The following is a 14742-nucleotide window of genomic DNA, read 5'->3' as shown; positions in this document are numbered from 1 at the left end:
CGCCTACGGTGACGAAGGGCCGGGACCGATACCTGCGGTCCCGCCGGGCGGCCACTGCCCGGGCCGAAGACACAGCCGCCCCACCGGGGGCGGCACGGCAAGGAGCTACGACAGATGGTGCCGCGCACGAACCAGACCGATCGGGTGACGGAACCCGGCGATCCGGGCGGCCGCACGCTCGCCACCCTACGGGTGGCGCCGGGCTGGAACCCATGGCTCAGCCGGCTGGTCATCGACGTCTTCGGCACCGTCGACGAGTATGAGATGACCCTGACCGAACACGTGCTGCGCGTTCACGAGCTGACCCCGGTGTTCGGCGATCCCGGACGGCAGGTCTACGCGATACCCCGGAAGGAGGCGGCGCAGCGGTTGGTCAGGGTGAAGCATGACACGCGGATGAGCGTCTTCTGGTTCCTGGAGCCGGGCCGTGGCAAGCCGACCCGGATGAGCGTCCGGCACCAGTGGCGGCACGGATTCGACGCCTTCACGGCCGCGTTGGGCGCTCAGGCCGGTCCGCGGTGACCGCCACCCACCGCCCGCTGCCGCGCGCAGCGGGCATCGCAGCCGTTCTCAGCCTGCTACCGGGCGCCTTGCTGGTCACCGGGTGCACCGTCGACCACGGGATTTCGGCGGTCCCGGACCCGTCGAGCACCCTCACCGCCGCCCGGGTGCCGAGTTCCCCGCCCGGCGCCTCGAAGCCGGCCGACGGCCGCGTGCCTCCGGGCAGCCTCGGCGACCCGGCCGACGCGCCGAGCGATCCACCGGTGTTCGGCACGACCGGGCCGCGCACCGCCTCGTACTCGGGGCTGGGGACGCTGTCCTCCTGCGCCTCGGGGCGGCGCATCGCCGCTCTGAACGCTCCGCTCTCCGACGTGCCGGACGGCACCCGGGTCGGTGCGACGGCCGCCACCGGCGCCAACAGCGAGGAGTGGCTCGTCTGGGCCGAGCCCGACGGCGGCCTGGCGCTGCAGGCCCTGCTCTCCAGCGGCGCGCCCGTGCCGCAGCTGATCACCGCGGACCGGGCCGGCGCTGTGTACCTGAGGGCTGACGTCACCGCGGGCGACGACGTCACGGCGGGCACCGTCGACGTCTCCGCGCAGCGCTGGCAGCTCACCGACCGCCGGCCGTTTCCGGGGTCCGCCGCGACCGACTCCACCACGGACGGTTGTCTGCGGATCAGGACCCAGGACGGCGGCGGCTGTCTGCTCGACAACGGCTCCGATGTGCCCCTGGTGGTCGGCGACTGCTCGTCGCGCGCCGCCTGGTGGGGCGCCCAGGGGCTGAGCGGTCACACCGATGACTGACCGGCCCGACCGGTTCCGAACCCGACCGAGCGGAGACGCCGTGCTACGGACCACACTTGCCACCTGCCCGACGCCCACCGTCCCGGACGACCAGGTGGCGCTCTACGCCGTCGACAGCGCGGGCGCCGCACGGACCGTCACCCGCCATCAGCTGGCCGAGCAGGTGGACCGGGCCGCCGCGGTGATGCGCAGGCTCGGTGTGCAGGCGGGCGACCAGGTCGCTTTGCACCTGCCGGTGATCCCGGAGGCGGCGGTTGCCCTGCTGGCGTGCACCCGGATCGGCGCCGTTCCCACGACCCTCGACACATGGCCGACGCCGCGCCCGCACCCGCACCCGCACCCGCACCCGCACCCGCACCCGCACCCGCACCCGCACCCGGGCGACGAACTCGCACGGCGCCGCCGCCGACACGTCCGCCTGGTGGTGACAGCTGACGGCGGCTGCCACCAGGGCGCACCGCAGGACTGGCTGGCGACCGTCGACCAGGCCTTCGACCGGGCAGGAGCGGCCACACCGACGGCTCCGCCGATCCTGGTGGTGCAGTACGGCAGCCGACCGACACAGCGGCGGGCGGACCATCACCGCTGGTGGCACCGGGCACTGGCGGGGGCGGCGATCGGCACCGACCTGACCGGACCAACCGGCGGTGAACTGGCCGCCGGCCTCCGGCTCGGCCTGCACAGCACCGACGTGTACTGGTGCGCCGCCAGCCTCGAATGGCTGGTGCGCCACCCGACGGCGGTGTCCGGGCCGTTGGCGGTCGGTGCCGCCCAGGTGCTGTGCGAGGACGGCGACTGGTGGGCGCGGACCGGGCGGCTGTGGGAGACCGTCCACGACCGTGGGGTGAGCGTGCTGCACGCCGGCCCCGATGCGCTGCGCGATGTCCTGAGCAGGTCCGGCACGGACGGCCGGCAGGGTCAGGACGCACTCGACCTGCGTCGGGTCGCCGTGATCGGCGGCGCCGACGAGTCCGAACTCTGGTACTGGCAGCGCGAACGCAGCTCCGCCACCACCGCCACGCCCTGGGAACTGCGCGTCGGCAGCAGCCCCTGGGCCGGCCCATGAGGGCGGGCCGCAACCCTCAACGGTCCCCCACCGCATCGTGCGGCGGGGGACCGTCGATGTCTTCCGACCCGCCCTCATGGGGTGGATTGCCGTAGGAGCATGGATAACTGCTGATACGGCGGCGAAAGACTCCGCCGCCCCGCAAGTCGACATCCTGTCTGAGCCGCTCCGGACAGGAGAACGCGCCGGCCTCCTTCCTCGGGTGGAAGGAGGCCGACGCGGTTCGGGGGTCGGTCAGTCCCGGCTGCCGGTGTTCGACAGCTGGATGAGGTTCATCACGGAGGAGTCGGCGAGGGTGGTGGTGTCACCGACCTCGCGGCCCTCGGCGATGTCGCGCAGCAGGCGACGCATGATCTTGCCGGAGCGGGTCTTCGGCAGCTCGCCGACCACCTTGATCTGCTTCGGCTTGGCGATCGGGCCGAGCGTGCGGCCGACGTGCGCCCGCAGCTCCTCGACCAGCTCGGGGCTCTCGGTGACGCCGCCGCGCAGGATCACGAAGGCGACGATGGCCTGGCCGGTGGTGACGTCAGCGGCGCCGACCACGGCGGACTCGGCCACGGACGGGTGGCCGACCAGGGCCGACTCGACCTCGGTGGTGGAGATGTTGTGGCCCGAGACCAGCATGACGTCGTCCACCCGGCCGAGCAGCCAGATGTCGCCGTCCTCGTCCTTCTTGGCGCCGTCACCGGCGAAGTAACGGCCCTGGAAGCGCGACCAGTAGGTGTCGATGTAGCGCTGGTCGTCGCCCCAGATGGTGCGGAGCATGGACGGCCACGGCTCGGTGAGCACGAGGTAGCCGCCGGAGCCGTTGGGGACCTCGTTGGCCTCGTCGTCCACCACGGTGGCCGCGATGCCCGGCAGGGCGCGCTGGGCCGAGCCCGGCTTGGTCTCGGTGACGCCCGGAAGCGGGCTGATCATGACGGCGCCGGTCTCGGTCTGCCACCAGGTGTCCACGATCGGGCACTTGCCGCCGCCGATGTGCTCGCGGTACCAGATCCACGCCTCGGGGTTGATCGGCTCGCCGACGCTGCCCAGCACCCGCAGCGAGGACAGGTCGAACTTCGCGGGGATGTCGTCACCCCACTTCATGAAGGTACGGATCGCGGTCGGTGCGGTGTAGAGGATCGTCACTCCGTACTTCTGGACGATCTCCCAGAACCGGCCCTGGTGCGGGGTGTCCGGGGTGCCCTCGTAGATGACCTGGGTGGCGCCGTTGGAGAGCGGGCCGTAGACGATGTACGAGTGGCCGGTGACCCAGCCGATGTCGGCGGTGCACCAGTAGACGTCGGTCTCCGGCTTGAGGTCGAAGACCGCGTGGTGGGTGTAGCTGGTCTGGGTGAGGTAGCCGCCCGAGGTGTGCAGGATGCCCTTGGGCTTACCGGTGGTGCCCGAGGTGTAGAGGATGAACAGCGGGTGCTCGGCCTCGTGCGCCTCGGGGGTGTGCTCGGTGGACTGGCGCGCGGTGATCTCGTGCCACCAGACGTCGCGGCCCTCGGTCCAGGGGATCTCCTGCTCGGTGCGGCGGATCACCAGGACGTGGTCGACGCCCTCGACCTTGGTGAGCGCCTCGTCGATGGCCGGCTTGAGGGCGGAGGGCTTGCCGCGCCGGTAGCCGCCGTCGGCGGTGATGACGAGCTTGGCCTGGGCGTCCTGGATGCGGGAGGCGACGGCGTCGGAGGAGAAGCCGCCGAAGACCACCGAGTGGGTGGCGCCGATCCGGGCGCAGGCGAGCATCGCGACGACCGCCTCGGCGATCATCGGCAGGTAGACCGCCACCCGGTCGCCCTTGCGGACGCCGAGCTCCAGCAGCGCGTTGGCGGCCTGCGAGACCTCGTCCTTGAGCTGGGCGTAGGTGATCGAGCGGCTGTCGCCGGGCTCGCCCTCGAAGTGGATGGCGACCCGGTCGCCGAGGCCGTTCTCGACGTGGCGGTCCACGCAGTTGTAGGCCACGTTGAGCTTGCCGTCGGCGAACCACTTGGCGAAGGGCGGGTTGGACCAGTCGAGCGTCTCGGTCGGCTCGACAGCCCAGCTGAGGCGGCGGGCCTGCTCGGCCCAGAAGCCCAGCCGGTCGGCGGCCGCCCGCTCGTGGTCGGCAGTTGTGGCGTTGGCGTTCGCGGCCAGTACGGCCGGCGGCTCGAAGCGCCGCTCCTCCCTGAGGAGGTTCGCCAGGGTCTCACTACTCAAGACATGCTCCTTGGTGTGTGCCTGTCCGGTCTCGGCCGGACACGGTTCAGCGTGGGCACCGCAGTGCCCGCAGGGGGTGTCAGTGGGCTCCGGCGCCGGTGAGTGAACGGACCTCCAGCTCCGCGTACTTGGCCGGATCCACCGTCTCGCGTGACACGCGGCTTCCCAGCCAGCCGAGCAGGAAGCCGATCGGGATGGAGACGAGGCCGGGGTTCTCCAGCGGGAACCAGTGGAAGTCGCTATGGGGCAGCAGGGATGCCGGAGTGCCCGAGACGACCGGGGAGAAGACCACCAGCAGTACGGAGGAGAGCAGGCCGCCGTACATGCTGCACAGGGCGCCGGTGGTGTTGAACCGCTTCCAGAAGAGGCTGTACAGGATCGTCGGCAGGTTGGCCGAGGCCGCGATGGCGAAGGCCAGCGCCACCAGCGCCGCGGTATTGAGCTTGTCCGCGAACATGCTCAGTACGACGGCCAGTGCGCCGATCCCGATGGCGGCGAGCCGTGCCACCCTGACCTCCTGCACCTCGCTCACCCTGCCCTTGCGCATGGCCTGGGCGAAGAGGTCATGAGCGAACGAGGCCGACGACGTGAGGGTGAGCCCGGCCACCACCGCGAGGATCGTGGCGAAGGCCACCGCCGAGATCAGCGCCAGCAACGTGGCGCCCATGGTCGAACCGGGGCCGCCGCCGAGCATCTCGGCCAGCATGGGAACGGCAGTGGTGCCCGCCGGGTTGGCCGCCTTGATCGCCGTGTGGCCCACCAGCGCCGCGGCGCCGAAGCCCAGCGCGAGCGTCATCAGGTAGAAGACACCGATGATGCCGATCGCCCAGTTGACCGAGGTCCGCGCGGCCTTGGCGGTCCGCACCGTGTAGAAGCGGACCAGGATGTGCGGCAGGCCGGCGGTCCCGAGCACCAGCGCGACGCCGAGGCTGATGAAGTCCAGCCGGGTGGTGGAGCTGGCTCCGTACTTCAGGCCGGGTTCGAGGAACGCCTGCCCCTTGCCGCTGGCCTGGGCGGCCGCGCCCAGCAGGGCCGAGAGGTTCCAACCGAACCTGCTCATCACCAGGACGGTCAGCACAAGCGTTCCGGCCATCAGAAGACCGGCCTTGATGATCTGCACCCAGGTCGTGCCCTTCATGCCGCCGATGACGACGTAGAGGATCATCAGCACGCCCACGCCGAAGACGATCCACTTCTTGGCGGTGTCGCCGGAGACGCCGAGCAACAGGGCCACCAGCGAGCCCGCGCCGACCATCTGGGCCAGGAGGTAGACGACGGAGACGACGATGGTCGAGATGCCCGCGGCGATGCGCACCGGCCCCTGGCGCAGGCGGAACGCCAGCACGTCGGCCATGGTGAAGCGCCCCGTGTTGCGCAGCGGTTCGGCCACCAGCACGAGTGCCAGGACCCATGCGACCAGGAATCCCACGGAGTACAGGAAACCGTCGTACCCGAAGAGGGCGATGGTGCCGGTGACTCCCAGGAACGAGGCGGCCGACATGTAGTCGCCGGAGATGGCGAGACCGTTCTGGAATCCCGAGAACGACCGCCCGCCGGTGTAGAAGTCGGTGGTTCCCTTGCCCTGCCTGCTGGCCCAGAGCGTGACGCCCAGCGTGGCCGCCACCACCACGAGGAAGAGGCCGACTGTCAGCGAACGGTCCCCGTGGCTTCCGGCACCCGCCGCCAGCGCCACCTGTCCGGTACGAGCGGTCACGCGGACACCCCCGTGGTCTGGCCGGACCCGTACGAGCCGGCCACCAGCACCCGCTCGATGTCCTGCCGGACCTGTTCCGCGACGGGGTCGCGCCGCCTGTCGGCGTGGCGCGTGTACAGCCACGCGGTCAGGAAGGTGGCGCCGAACTGTGCCAGACCGAGGAAGAACGCGACGTTCAGCCGGCCGACGACCCTGGCGTCCATGAGGTCCCGCGCGTAGCTGGACAGCAAGACGTACAGAAGGTACAGGCTGAGGACGGCGATCGTCGCCAGGGTGGCGAACGTGCGCTGAGAACGCCGGAGCCGGCCGAAGGACGGGCTGCTCTGCGCCTCCTCGAAGACCGCGGAGGCCGTGTCCCGGCGGACCGCGTCTGTTCCGGCTCTGCCGGACTGGTCGGCCGGGGAGCTGCCGTTGGGAGAAGTGGGACTGTTCATGAGTCTTTCCGTGGAGGGGACCGGCGCCGCCCGCCCACGGTCGATCTGACCTGGAGGCGGGCGGGGCACCGGAGCGAGGTGGTGGCGGAGCGGCCTCCCCGGCCGGTGGGCGGGGAGGCGGAAGGCGGACGCGGGCCAACTCGGAGCGCGGGACCTTGACGTCTCACCACGTCCACCGCACGGCCCTGTCGCGCCGAATCTACGCGCGTTCCGGCCAGCGGACATGACGGTGGGGACCGAAGAGTCAGCCGTGCGCCACCGAAGGCGAAAGGTGGCGCAGAAGCCCATTACCGGATACTTGCGCGCAAGTTACGCAGGTAGCGAAGAATGCGGACCGAGGCGGCCCGCGCCCTACCGCGGACTCCGCCGGTTGCCGCCCCCGGCCGCACCTGCCGCCGGCTCCCCACCGCGGTCCCGCCCCCCCCGGGGGGTGAGGTCGCCCGTCGACAGCAGTGGTGTGACATGCCAGCCAACCCAGCCGTGACCGCTTCCCACGGCGCGGGAACCGGTCCCGTCCTGAGCGGACGCCACCGCGAGTCGAAAGCCCTCGAACGGGTGCTGGCCACTCCAGGAGGCGGCTGCGTCTCCGGGCTCGTCCAGGGCGGCTGGGGCAGCGGGAAGACCTCGGTGCTGCGGGCCGCCCGGGCCGGGGCCCGCGAGAACGCGGCCACCCGCGTCGTGTCCGCGTCGGCGGACCCACTCGAATGCGGCCTCCGCCACGCGGTGGTCCGGCAGCTCTTCGAACGCCTGCTTGCGGATGGTGCGGACTCGCCGTACGGCGGGCGGACCCCGGGCAGCGCCCGGCGTCCCGCTCCCTGGGCGCCCCAGCCGAGCGGCCCGTCGGACCCGATGGCCGGACAGGATGCGGCCGCGCTCCGCGACCTGTATCAGCTGGCCACACAACTCACGGCGCAGGGAAGCCTGTTGGTGGCCGTCGACGACCTCCAGTGGTCGGACACCACCTCCCTGCGCTGGCTGCGCCACCTGCTGCACCGGGCTGACGACCTGCCTCTGGCCGACATCGCCACTCTCGGCCCCGAGGACGCGCGCTCGAACTCGGCGGGCATCGCCGCCGCCGTTCCGCTGTTCCAGCACCGCCTGACGCTGGGAGGCCTCTCCGACGAAGCCGTCGGTTCCCTGGCGGAGGAGGTGCTGGGCGAGGTCGGCGCCGACCAGCGGGGTGTGGTTGGTGCCGGGTGAGGTGGCGGTGTCCAGGGTGCCGAGGATGACGGTGGCGCGCAGGCCCCCGGCGGTGACCACGGGCAGGTCGGGGTGGTGCTCGAAGGCGGGCTCGGTGTGCCGGTGGGCGCCCGGGAGGGCGACCCAGAGCTGGGCGCCATGCAGGTAGCGGGCGTGCGGGCGGGGGACTCCTCGGAGTGGGAGATCGCCCGGCCGGAGGTCATCAGGCCCAGTTCGTACGGGCGCACGGTCTGCAGGCTGCCGAGGCTGTCGCGGTGCAGCACCTCGCCCTGGTGGAGCCAGCTGACCGTCTGAAGGCCCATGTGGGGGTGCGGCGGGACCTGTATGCCGGGCTCGTCGGCGATGTCGTCCGGGCCGTAGTGGTCCACGAAGCAAAGGCCCCGACCATCCGGCGGCCCAGGTTGGGGAGCAGTCGGCGCACCACCGTGCTTTCGCCGAGCGTGACTTGACGGACCGTCAGCAACTCCTTCACCGGGCCGCCGCTGGCCTCGCGGCCGCAGCTGGTCGGGGCGGGCCTGAGGTCGAGGTTGCTCATCGCGCTTCCACCACGGAGGGAGAGGGCCGGGCGGAGGCCCGGAGGACGACGTCGTCACCGATCATCCGCCACGGTGCGACGTTCCCCCGCCCGTGCCCGGCCATCCGAACGGACCGCGCGAGCGGGCGCCTCAGTGCTCGCAGGCCCACCAGGCGTCCGCCGAGGCCTTGTCGGCGAGCTCGCGCAGGTTGCGGACGGCCTGGGCCCGGTCCTCGGCGCCGTACACGGCCGAACCGGCCACGAACACGTCCGCGCCGGCCTCGGCGCAGCGCTCGATGGTGGCCGCGGAGACGCCGCCGTCGACCTGCAGCCAGAGCTCCAGGTCGTGCTTGGCGATCAGCTCCCGGGTGCGGCGGATCTTCGGCAGCATGATGTCCAGGAAGGCCTGGCCGCCGAAGCCGGGCTCGACCGTCATGATCAGCAGCATGTCGAGCTCGGGCAGCAGGTCCTCGTACGGCTCGATCGGGGTGCCCGGCTTGAGCGCCATCGAGGCGCGGGCGCCCTTGGCACGGATCTCGCGGGCCAGCCGCACGGGCGCGGCGGCGGCCTCGACGTGGAAGGTGATCGAGCCGGCCCCGGCCTCGACGTACTGCGGGGCCCAGCGGTCCGGGTCCTCGATCATCAGGTGGCAGTCGAGCGGGATGTCGGTGGCCCGGGCGAGCGACTCGACCACCGGGATGCCCAGGGTCAGGTTCGGCACGAAGTGGTTGTCCATGACGTCCACGTGCAGCCAGTCGGAACCCCGGACGGCCTCGGCCTCGTCGGCGAGCCGGGCGAAGTCCGCGGACAGGATGCTGGGGTTGATCTGGGCCATGACCGACTACCTTCGTAGGGGGGCTTGCGAGGGCTGGGCACCCGGAGGCGGGCACCTCGTCCCATCATCTCGCGCCGCGCCACCGGCGGTCGCACCCCGGGAGCCCCGCGTGACCGTGATCACACCCCGCCCGGGGTTGCCGGGGCCGCCGTCGTGGCCATCAGCAGACGAGCGGCCCGCACTGCCCGTCGGGCCGCCCCGTCCAGCCCGGCCGGCTGCCCCGAGGAGGGTCTTCCCGATGTCCGATCCCGCTCCCGTTCACCCCGCCCGCGCGCTGTGGCGGCTCTTCGAGCCGGTGTACGCCGTCACCTTCCTCCAGCCCGAGAGCCGGGCGGCCTTCGAGGCGGCCGGGCTGGACGGCGGCTGGCGCGGCTACTTCGCCGGCCGCTCGGCCCCGCTGGGCGCGGTGGACGCCCCGCCGGTGATCGCCGCGTTCTTCAGCTTCGCCCCGGCGACGGTCGAGCGCGCCCTGCCTCAGGTGTGGACGCATGCGAGCCCCGAGCGGGTGCTGACCGCCCGGACGGAGGGCTCGTCGGCGGCGCTGGCCCGACTGCTGGCAGCGGTGGAGCCCGGGCGGATCGAGGCGGCGGCGGACGCGCTGGAGGGGGCGGTGGACCGGCTGGACTGTGCCGGCCGGGTGCTGGCCGCCGCCAACGCCGCGCTCCCCCGACCCGCGGACGTGCACGGGCGGCTCTGGCAGGCCGCGGCCGTGCTGCGCGAGCACCGCGGGGACGGCCACGTGGCCGCACTGGTCGCGGCCGGGCTCGACGGCTGCGAGGCGCCGGTGCTCCACTGCGCGCTGGACGCCGACCGGGAGGTGCTCCAGCCGATGCGCGGCTGGACGGACGAGGAGTGGGAGGCCGCCGCGGCGCGGCTGGTCGAGCGGGGCTGGCTCACGGCGCGGGGAGCGGTCACCGAGCTCGGCCGGAGCCGGCACCGGTCCGTCGAGGCCGCCACCGACCTGGCCGCGGGCCGGGCCTGGGAGGGCCTGCCGGACGGCGAACTCGACCGCCTGACGGCCGCCTTGAGGCCGATCGCGGCGATCTGCCGCGAGCGGATGCCGGTCAACCCGCTGGCGATGCCGCTGGTCAGCCCTCTGTCGGTTCCACCGGTGGAGCCGGTGGCGGTGCCGCCGGTCAGCCCGCCGGCGATGGCACCGGCAGATCCGCGAAACCAGCGCTGATGTGGCCTCCGTCACACGCCGCCGAGGATTACCGGGGCCGCCCCCGTGGTCATCAGCACTTGAACGGCCCGCGCGCCCGCCCGGGCGGCCCCGGTACCCCGCCGCCCCCGCGACCGTCGTGAGCCGTGCCGACCAGTCGAGCTCCCCGCGCCCGCCCGGAGCCCCGTCCGAGGAAGGTCTCCCGATGGCCGATCTCGTCCATCCCGCCCGCGCGCTCTGGTGGCTCTTCGAGCCCGTGCACGCGGTCACCTACTTCCAGCCCGAGTGTCGCGACGCCTTCGAGGAGGCCGGGCTGCGCGGTTTCTGGCGCGGTTACTTCGGTGGCCGCTCCGCCCCGCTGGGCGCGGTGGACGCCCCGCCGGTGATCGCCGCGTTCTTCAACTTCGCCCCGGCGATGGTCGAACGGGCCCTGCCCGCACTGTGGTCGCTGGCCAGTCCGGAGGAGGCACTGGCCGCCCGCGGCAAGGGGGCGGGCGCGGCGCTGGCCCGGCTGCTGGAACACGTGGACCGGGAGCAGGTCGAGCAGGCCGTCGAGACGCTGGAGCAGGCCGCCGCCCGGCTGGACTGCGCCGGCCGGGTGCTGGCCGCCGCCAACGCCGCGCTCCCGACGCCGACCGGACTGTACGAGCGGCTCTGGCGGGCCGCCACCGTGATGCGCGAGCACCGCGGGGACGGGCATGTGGCCACGCTGGTGGCCTCCGGGCTGGACGGCTGCGAGGCCCTGGTGATCCGCTGCGCGATGGACATGCGGCGCGAGCAGCTCCAGCCGGTGCGCGGCTGGACGGACGAGCAGTGGGACGCGGCCGCGGAGCGGCTGGTCGAGCGCGGCTGGCTGACCGCGGCCGGCACGGTGACCGAACTCGGCCGGATCCGCCACCAGGGCCTGGAGGCGGCCACCGACCTGGCGGCCGCCCGGGTCTGGGAGGACTACCCGCGGGCCGAACTCGACCGGCTGGCCGCAGCGTTGAAGCCGATCTCGGCGCTCTGCCGCAGCAGTCTGCCGTTCTACCCGGTGGGGCTGCCGGACAACTCCTGAGTGTCGTTCCGGGCGGGGCAGCCGTGCGGGCCGGTCCGGCCGGGCAGCCGAGCCACCGTTCGGGGCCGTTCCAGGCGGGCGGGCGGCCAGGCGGGCGGGCGGCCAGGCGGGCCGGCCCCGCTACTGCTCGCCGCCGGGCGGGCCGAGTACGATCCCCCGCCCGGCGTAGAACGGCCCGAACGAACGCCGCGGGACGCGCGCGAAGGCCTGTGACTCCCCCGGGAAGCCGGAGGGGTTGTGGATCAGCAGCGCCGTCTCCGTGGCGCCCACCGCCAGCACCAGGTGCCCCCCGCGCCGGACCGGCTCCGGCCCGTTCGGCTCCCGGATCGACGGGTGCACCGACACCATCACCAGCCGCCCGTCCGCCACCTCGGCCGCCACCTCTGCGGGCGTCAGCTCCGCGGCGCGGGCGGTCAGTCCCCAGCGCCGCCGGACGTACTCCGCGAACGGCGTGTGGACCAGCCCGCGCAGGCTCTCGCCGTCCCGGACGTACGCGCCGGCCGCCACGCACTCGCCCGCCAGCGCCATCGCCGTCGGGGTCACGCCCCACCAGTGCTCCAGCGCCATCCGCAGGCAGGCCACCCCGCACAGCCGCCAGGACCACCAGGAGTACTCCTCCGGGGTGGCCGCCCCGGACTGGCCCCAGCGCGGGTCCCGCGCCGCGTCCAGTCGCCCGTCCACGATGTCCCGCACCAGCTCCGGGGACTCCCACTGCGCCCGGTACGGCACCTCGTGCACCACCCGCGCCGGCCGCGCGGCGCCGCCCTGATCGACCATCCCCCGACGCTCCCACACCCGGGCGGTCCGACGACTCACGACACTCCTGGAGTGTCCGCCCGGGCGTCGACGCCGTCCGCCGTGCCCTCCGTCGTGCCCGCGCTCTCCCCCGCGCTCTCCCCCGTGCTCGCCCCCACGGATTCCCCCACGCTCTCCCTCGCGCTCTCCCCCGACCCCGCCCCCGAGCGGAAGGCCAGCCGCTGGGCGGCGTGCCGGCCGCGCTCCTCCACCGGCACCTGACCGGTGGCGCCGGCCAGGCCGAAGGCCGGCATGTCGAAGTAGATCGACTCGTAGCCGCCCTCGGGGACGACGTACGTCTCGTGCCAGAGTCCGACGTGCCCCCGGGTCCGGCCCTCCCGCACCTTCCGGTTGGCGATGCCCCACACGGTGTGGTGGAAGCCGTCCGGTGCGGTGGAGTAGCGGTACAGCGCCTCCTTCGACTCCCAGTACTGGACGACGTAGTAGGTGCGCGGCGAGGCGGTGAGCAGGATGCGCCCGCGCAGGCCGCGTTCGGGGCTGCGGCGCAGCTCGTGCAGCATCCGGAACATCGCGTACATCACCGGGCCCCAGTGGTGGACGGCCCAGAAGCGGTTGATCCGCATGCCGATCAGCAGCACCACGGTGTCGCCGGTCGCGGCGGCGGTGGTGTACCCCGGCCGCGGCCTGGCGAACACCGATCGGACGAACGTGCTCCCCTTGGACATTCCCGGCCTCCCCGGAACCGACCCGCACCCCATGTAATCGGTGATTACATCAAGGCCCCTGAGGGCGGTCAAGGCTCGCGGCGGCCACAATCCGCCTACTGCCCGGGCCCGTTGGCGATTCCGCGGCGGAAGGTGTCCAGTACCTGGACGGCCAGCTGCTCCGCCCGGTCCGCGGGCAGGAAGCCGTCCACGATCATCTGCGCCAGCCCGTAGACCAGCGCCTGCCCGGCCAGCAGCACCTGTCCCGGATCGCCGGGTCCCAGGCGCCCGGCCCGCTGGTCCGCCAGGATCAGTTCGGTGAACGCCCGGTCGATGTGGTCCAGTTGCTCCCGCAGCTCCGGATCCCGGGCGGCCGTGAACACCCGCGAGCGCACCAGCTCGAACCGCCGCGGGTGGCGCAGCGCGTACCGGACGAACCCCAGCCCCAGCGCCCGCATCGCCGACCCGCCGACCGCCTCGGCGGCAGCCACCTCCGCCTCCTGCCAGTGGTAGAAGTCCGTCAGCACCCGGTCCGCCACCGCCGTCAACAGCGCCCGCCGGTCGGCGAAGTGGCGGAACGGCGCCCCCGCCGACACCCCCGCCCGGCGCGCCACCTCCCGCACGCTCACCTTCTCCTGGCCCTGCTCGTCCAGCACCTCGAACGCCGCCGCCACCAGCGCCTCCGGCAGCGCCCCGTGGTGGTAGGCCCCGCGCTCTCCGATCCGCTCCGTCATGCCTGCCTTGCTACCACAGCGGCCCGGGCCGCCGGGGAAGGCTCCTCGCCTCGGCCGGGTGGCCGGGGCGAGGAGTGGGCGGGCCGGTCCTACCAGGCGTAGTCCTCCGGGGCGGGCCGGTGGCCGGGGAAGAGCTCGTCGAGGCGGTCCAGCGCCTTCTGGTCGAGCGTGACGTCGAGCGCCGCGAGGGCGCCGTCGAGGTGGGCGGGGGTGCGGGGGCCGATGATCGGGGCGGTGACGGCCGGGCGGGAGAGCAGCCAGGCGAGGGCAAGGTCGGCCGGGTCGGTGCCGAGTTCGGCGGCGAAGTCCTCGTAGGCCTGGAGTCGCTCGCGGTGCTTCTCCAGCACCGCGTCCGCGTAGCCCAGGGCGCCGCGCACCCGGGTGCCCTCCCGCTCCTTGCGCAGGACGCCGCCGAGCAGGCCGCTGCGCAGCGGGGACCACGGCAGCAGGCCGAGGCCGTAGTGCTGGAGGGCGGGAACGACCTCCAGTTCGACGGTGCGGTCGAGCAGGTTGTAGAGCGACTGCTCGCTGACCAGGCCGAGGAAGTGCCGGGAGCGGGCGGACTCCTGGGCCTGGGCGATGTGCCACCCCGCGAAGTTGCTGGAGCCGACGTAGATGATCTTGCCCTGGGCGACCAGGACCTCCATCGCCTGCCAGATCTCCTCCCAGGGCGTGTCCCGGTCGATGTGGTGCATCTGGTAGAGGTCGATGTGGTCGGTCTGCAGCCGCCGCAGGCTGGCCTCGACGGCCTTGCGGATGGCCAGCGCGGACAGCCGGCCCTCGTTGGGCCAGTCGCCCATGGGGGCGTAGGCCTTGGTGGCGAGCACGGTGCGCTCGCGGCGGCCGCCGCCCCGGGCGAACCAGCGGCCGATGATCTCCTCGGTGCGGCCCTTGAGGTTGCCCTCCGGGTCGCGGCCGTAGGAGTTGGCGGTGTCGAAGAAGTTGATGCCGCGCTCGTGGGCGGTGTCCATGAGGCGGTGGGCCTCGGCCTCCTCGGTGTGGGGGCCGAAGTTCATGGTGCCGAGGCAGAGTCGGGAGACGGTCAGGCCGGTGCGGCCGAGGTGGGTGTACTCCATGG

13 protein-coding genes and 2 pseudogenes are annotated in these 14742 nt (G+C 73.1%); 6 read left to right on the top strand and 9 right to left on the bottom strand.

The genetic code is table 11. The annotated features are described in order from the left end of the window. The first annotated feature begins 114 nt into the window (after positions 1-114). From HS99_RS05615 to HS99_RS45755, 3 genes are read left to right on the top strand one after another with little or no spacing between them, the layout of a single operon-like run. Positions 115-522, top strand: a complete 408-nt coding sequence (locus HS99_RS05615; RefSeq protein ID WP_030556313.1) for a hypothetical protein — start codon at positions 115-117, stop codon at positions 520-522. Continuing rightward, positions 519-1304, top strand: a complete 786-nt coding sequence (locus HS99_RS05610) for a hypothetical protein (RefSeq protein WP_043389394.1) — start codon at positions 519-521, stop codon at positions 1302-1304. Before HS99_RS05615 ends, HS99_RS05610 begins: the two co-directional genes overlap by 4 nt. Positions 1305-1344: 40 nt before the next feature. Next, positions 1345-2370: an AMP-binding protein gene (locus tag HS99_RS45755; protein WP_030556311.1), complete on the top strand. Its 1026-nt coding sequence runs from the start codon at positions 1345-1347 to the stop codon at positions 2368-2370. A gap of 234 nt (positions 2371-2604) precedes the next feature. Here HS99_RS45755 and acs read toward each other — a convergent pair whose 3' ends face one another. The 3 genes from acs to HS99_RS44650 all read right to left on the bottom strand — a co-directional run bounded on the left by acs (position 2605) and on the right by HS99_RS44650 (position 6702). Beyond that, entirely contained in the window at positions 2605-4554 is a 1950-nt protein-coding gene (acs, locus tag HS99_RS05600) for an acetate--CoA ligase (RefSeq protein ID WP_050366895.1), read from the bottom strand. Between the two features lie 79 nt (positions 4555-4633). After that, positions 4634-6268 carry a monocarboxylic acid transporter gene (locus tag HS99_RS05595; RefSeq protein ID WP_030557916.1) on the bottom strand — a complete coding sequence of 545 codons (1635 nt, stop codon included), beginning with the start codon at positions 6266-6268 and terminating at the stop codon, positions 4634-4636. After that, on the bottom strand, positions 6265-6702 hold the full coding sequence (locus tag HS99_RS44650; protein ID WP_063737786.1) for a DUF485 domain-containing protein: 438 nt from the start codon (positions 6700-6702) through the stop codon (positions 6265-6267). Before HS99_RS44650 ends, HS99_RS05595 begins: the two co-directional genes overlap by 4 nt. Before the next feature lie 327 nt (positions 6703-7029). Here HS99_RS44650 and HS99_RS05585 point away from each other — a divergent pair, with 327 nt between their 5' ends. Further along, a complete protein-coding gene (locus tag HS99_RS05585; protein WP_078958728.1) occupies positions 7030-7902 on the top strand; it encodes an AAA family ATPase in 873 nt (290 codons plus the stop codon). On the opposite strand, the pseudogene HS99_RS40720 reads toward HS99_RS05585, so the two are convergent. Further along, positions 7858-8437: pseudogene (locus HS99_RS40720) on the bottom strand (pirin family protein); the annotation flags it as partial. The gene HS99_RS05585 and the pseudogene HS99_RS40720 overlap by 45 nt on opposite strands. A 130-nt stretch (positions 8438-8567) precedes the next feature. Next, a complete protein-coding gene (gene rpe / locus HS99_RS05575) occupies positions 8568-9251 on the bottom strand; it encodes a ribulose-phosphate 3-epimerase (protein WP_030557910.1) in 684 nt (227 codons plus the stop codon). Positions 9252-9489: 238 nt separating this feature from the next. Between rpe and HS99_RS44645 the strand changes: the two genes are divergently transcribed. Both HS99_RS44645 and HS99_RS05565 read left to right on the top strand, forming a co-directional pair. Then, positions 9490-10434 carry an SCO6745 family protein gene (locus tag HS99_RS44645; RefSeq protein WP_030557909.1) on the top strand — a complete coding sequence of 315 codons (945 nt, stop codon included), beginning with the start codon at positions 9490-9492 and terminating at the stop codon, positions 10432-10434. 184 nt (positions 10435-10618) lie between these two features. After that, the gene (locus HS99_RS05565) at positions 10619-11470 is read left to right on the top strand and encodes an SCO6745 family protein (protein ID WP_030557907.1); all 852 of its coding nucleotides are present in this window, start codon (positions 10619-10621) and stop codon (positions 11468-11470) included. Positions 11471-11590: 120 nt separating this feature from the next. Here HS99_RS05565 and HS99_RS05560 read toward each other — a convergent pair whose 3' ends face one another. The 4 genes and pseudogenes from HS99_RS05560 to HS99_RS05545 form a co-directional block, all read right to left on the bottom strand. Then, the gene (locus HS99_RS05560) at positions 11591-12286 is read right to left on the bottom strand and encodes a C39 family peptidase (protein ID WP_305953098.1); all 696 of its coding nucleotides are present in this window, start codon (positions 12284-12286) and stop codon (positions 11591-11593) included. A 131-nt stretch (positions 12287-12417) separates the two neighbouring features. Next, a pseudogene (locus HS99_RS05555) lies at positions 12418-12951 on the bottom strand (DUF4188 domain-containing protein); the annotation flags it as partial. Positions 12952-13046: 95 nt separating this feature from the next. Beyond that, complete coding sequence (locus tag HS99_RS05550; RefSeq protein WP_030557903.1) at positions 13047-13664, bottom strand: TetR/AcrR family transcriptional regulator; 618 nt, start codon at positions 13662-13664, stop codon at positions 13047-13049. Positions 13665-13753: 89 nt separating this feature from the next. After that, on the bottom strand, positions 13754-14740 hold the full coding sequence (locus HS99_RS05545; protein WP_030287303.1) for an aldo/keto reductase: 987 nt from the start codon (positions 14738-14740) through the stop codon (positions 13754-13756). Between the last annotated feature and the right edge of the window lie 2 nt (positions 14741-14742).

It is taken from the genome of Kitasatospora aureofaciens (assembly GCF_001188955.3).
Lineage (GTDB): Bacteria > Actinomycetota > Actinomycetes > Streptomycetales > Streptomycetaceae > Kitasatospora > Kitasatospora aureofaciens.
The sequence above is the reverse complement of the archived record's forward strand: the minus strand, read 5'-3'. Positions and strand labels throughout refer to the sequence as shown.